The sequence below is a fragment of the Bradyrhizobium sp. SRL28 genome, assembly GCF_018596315.1.
Classification (GTDB): Bacteria; Pseudomonadota; Alphaproteobacteria; order Rhizobiales; family Xanthobacteraceae; genus Bradyrhizobium.
The window spans coordinates 1-1,311 of the sequence record NZ_JAHEAG010000154.1 but is presented as its reverse complement, the minus strand read 5'-3'; the positions used below and the strand labels follow the sequence as shown (position 1 = coordinate 1,311).

The window sequence follows — 1,311 nt, the reverse complement described above, 5'->3', positions numbered from 1 at the left end:
CTTGTGTCCCGAAAATTTGGCAGAATGTGCGAACGGGCGGTTGCGCACCAACCGCCCGTTGCTGGAACTGAGCCCGTTGCGCCCAAAAGCGACAGAGCTTGTGTCAGAGCGAGGGACAGCTCCGGTGTCTTCCTCAACCCGAACAGTTGCAAGGGCTTCGAGCCCGAACCGAGCAAGGAAGGGAGTGGATGATGGCACAAAATGATCGTGTTGTCGTGGGTATCGACGTCGCCAAGGACAAGGTGGATGCGTGCATTCGTGCGTTGGGATTGCGGCAAACCTTCCCGAGCACAACCCAGGGGCACCGTAAGCTGGTCGCCTGGCTTGGCAAGCACCAGGTGAACAAGGCGGTGATGGAGGCGAGTGGCGGCTATGAGCGTGCCTGGGCCAAGGTGCTGCGCGAGGCCGGCATCGAAGTTCGGATCGTCGACCCCAAACGGGTCCGCAACTTCGCGCTATCAGCCGGACGGCTGGCCAAGAACGATACGATCGATGCCGAGATGATTGCCTGGTTCGCCGAGACATTCAGCGATGCGCCGGGCCAGAAACACGATGCGGCACATGAAGAGCTGCAGGCACTCGTAAAGGCGCGCTCAAGCCTGATTGATATTAGGATGCGCTTGGTCAGCCAAAGCGAGCATGCTGCGCCGGGATTGGTTCGGAAGGCGCATGCCCACATCTTGAAGAGCCTGGCCTGCGAAATTGCCAAGCTCGAGGCCGCCATCTGCGCCAAAATCAAATCCATGCCGGATTTTGCCGAACGCGCCGAGATCATCGAGAGTGTGCCGGGGTTCGCCGAGACGAGCTCGGCAAACCTCGTTGCAGGAATGCCGGAGCTTGGTCAGGTGAGCAACGAGATCGCCGCGGCCTTGATCGGCGTCGCCCCCTATGATGACGACAGTGGAAAGCGCCGCGGCGAGCGTCACATCAAGGGAGGCCGCCGCTGGGTCCGTAACGCCATCTACATGCCGTGTGTTGGCGCCGCCACGCTGAACAATCCGGTGCTGAAGGCCTACTATCAGCGCCTGATTGCCAAAGGAAAAGAACCGAAGGTTGCCATCATCGCCTGCATGCGCAAGCTGATCATCATCCTCAACACCATGATCGCACGACGGCAGAAATGGGATCCCAGTCGTTACGCGTTGAGCTGACCGAGCGTGCTCGCCGCGATCGGTCCCGCGACCGAGCGCCTGCAAAGCCAACAGACCGGTGAACGGGCGGGGTCAAGGCCGCAGCCGCCGTAGGCGGGGGCGCGTCAGCGCCAGCCTTGAGGCCGGCCGATCACCGGGCTACTTCCAGCACAGTTGCTCT

The 1,311-nt window shown here is 61.3% G+C and carries 1 protein-coding gene; it reads left to right on the top strand.

From position 1 onward, the window contains the following. The first annotated feature begins 191 nt into the window (after positions 1–191). Positions 192–1,151 carry an IS110 family transposase gene (locus KIP88_RS45730; RefSeq protein WP_249791569.1) on the top strand — a complete coding sequence of 320 codons (960 nt, stop codon included), beginning with the start codon at positions 192–194 and terminating at the stop codon, positions 1,149–1,151. Positions 1,152–1,311 lie beyond the last annotated feature (160 nt).